1 protein-coding gene is annotated in these 2,190 nt (G+C 42.6%); it reads right to left on the bottom strand.

The window, feature by feature from the left end:
* A partial coding sequence (locus AB4653_RS14905; RefSeq protein ID WP_372104591.1) for a transporter substrate-binding domain-containing protein occupies positions 1–2,190 on the bottom strand: 2,190 nt, incomplete at both ends.

Raw genomic sequence — 2,190 nt, 5'->3', positions numbered from 1 at the left:
AGTTAGCTTCTAGCTTCGTACCTTTATCGACGATGTGTTCAGGTGTCGTGATCTTGCCACAATCATGAAGCCAAGCCGCAATTCTAAACTCACGACGCTCATCATCATTTTCAAACTTAAAATCTTTGAAGTGCTCAGACTGTGATTTTTCAGCCACATCAGCCAGCATCAAACCCAGTTCTGGTACACGGTTACAATGCCCAGCCGTATAAGCGGACTTATCATCGATCGCCTGAGCAATCAGCTTAATAAAAGATTCAACAAAGGCCTCTTGATTCTGCTCATGCTGCTTTATCTCTGTTGCCATCTCTTTGACTGCAACAGATAACTCCCAAACTTCCTTTATTCGAGTGTCAAGTAAGGCTACGTTGTCATAATCACGCTGCTTAATCTTGCTAGTTTCAGCCTTTAATTGGCGTATCGGCCGAACAATTGGCGCACCAAATATCCAAGCTACAGGCAAAGTTAAGCTCATCAAAAGCACTGTCACACCAATAGACGTCACAAGTCGCTTGTTGACCGCGCTGTAGATTTCCTCCTCAGGTATCGCAACGGCAAAATATTCAGAGTAGTGCTCGCCCGTTTCAACCTTTTTCAGATAAAGACGCTTAGGTTCTCCATTGAGCAAAATCTTAGCCATTTCACCTTCGGTCGTAGCCGTTGCAGTTCGTTCATAAAGCTCAGCATAAGGAATGGTTGTACCGGAGTTAAGGGCATGATGATGAAACCATTTTTGAGATAAAAAAGCTTTCTGTTCATCTGTGAGTGTGCGAATCGCTTGATTTAGGATAGGTAAGAACTGCTGATGTTTGTTTTGCAACACAATGTGGAACTGGTTTGGGTAATTAGCTTTGAGGTCCAACAGCACTTCATTAACTTTCAATCTTGCATGGAAAAATTTATCCAAAGAAAATTCAAGCACTGGCTTAGCGTCGAGTACTGCAAAGCTCTCACCACGATCAACAGCGTCAAATGCCAATTCCATACTAGGAAATTCAACAAGCTCAATATTTGGAAAATCTTTTCTTAGTTGAGGAATAACCGACCATCCAGATAAAATCGCAACCTTTTTTCCGCTGAGATCTCCGTAGTTTGAGACGATTTGCGCGTTTTCTCGCGTAACAACAGAGAAAGGTAGCTCGTAAATCGCATCCGTATATAAGCCTTTTACTCCGTTGCTTTCGTAATTCTGAATAGAGTGCAAACCATCGATGCTTCCCTCATGAAACTTTCCCGTTAGCTCTGCCCACGAAAAGCCATTAACGAACTCGAACTTAACACCACTCATCTCGCTAATCATTTTCAGAAGATCAATCGCATAACCGTGTGGCTGTCCAGATACAGCGAAATCCATTGGTCCCCAATCGCTTTGATTAGAGAATAACAAAGGAGGCATGCTCTCAATTACGGCTTTTTGTTGAGCAGACCAATCGATTTCACTTATTTGAGGAAGTGCATTTTCCGTTTCAGCATCTCGATTTGACGCAATAATGTTACCTGACTTTGAGTATAAGAAAGATTCTGCCTGACTATCCTCCTCTAAACCTAATGCGCTTGCAGACAACTTACTCGCTAAAGAAGATAATACGATATCGATGCCTATCACGTGTTGTGTATCGCTAGCAGCTTTTGATTCAAAAGCTAGAGAATAGGTTTGGCCAGTTATCTGGAGATGCTGAAAAAGGTAAGGCTGCGTTTTTTCAACCGTCTCTGTATTAGCGGATTCATACCAAGGCCGTGTCGTCGGAAAATAATTACTCGGTTCTGTCTTTGACTCCCTGAGATTAAACTCAAGGTCGTAATACTTAGTCGTGCGGATACGACCTGCTTCCCTGTCGCTTATCTCGATCACCACCCAACGGTCTGAGCGATCGGCACCAATTTTTTCTCTAACAAAAGGAGAAGATTCCAGATTGATAATTTGGAAGAAGCGTTCGTTAGAAGAACCTATGTAAATACTATAAAAAAGAGGGTTATCTTTTATCGCTTCTGAGAGGATCCCACGCGACTCTTCGCGAGAAATTTGATAGCTAATAGAGCGATGTACGGAAGACAGTAATCGAGCGGTATTTATCGCGTCTGAGTCGACGTTACCGATATAGTCGCTCAAGTCCTGAGATACCATGGTCAACTTGGACAAGGTATGCTCTGTCGCCATTTTTTTACTGAAGTAATATTGAAGTGAAACCG

The organism is Vibrio sp. 10N.222.48.A3 (assembly GCF_041475345.1).
Lineage (GTDB): Bacteria > Pseudomonadota > Gammaproteobacteria > Enterobacterales > Vibrionaceae > Vibrio > Vibrio tasmaniensis_A.
This window is presented reverse-complemented; position numbering and strand designations above follow the sequence as displayed.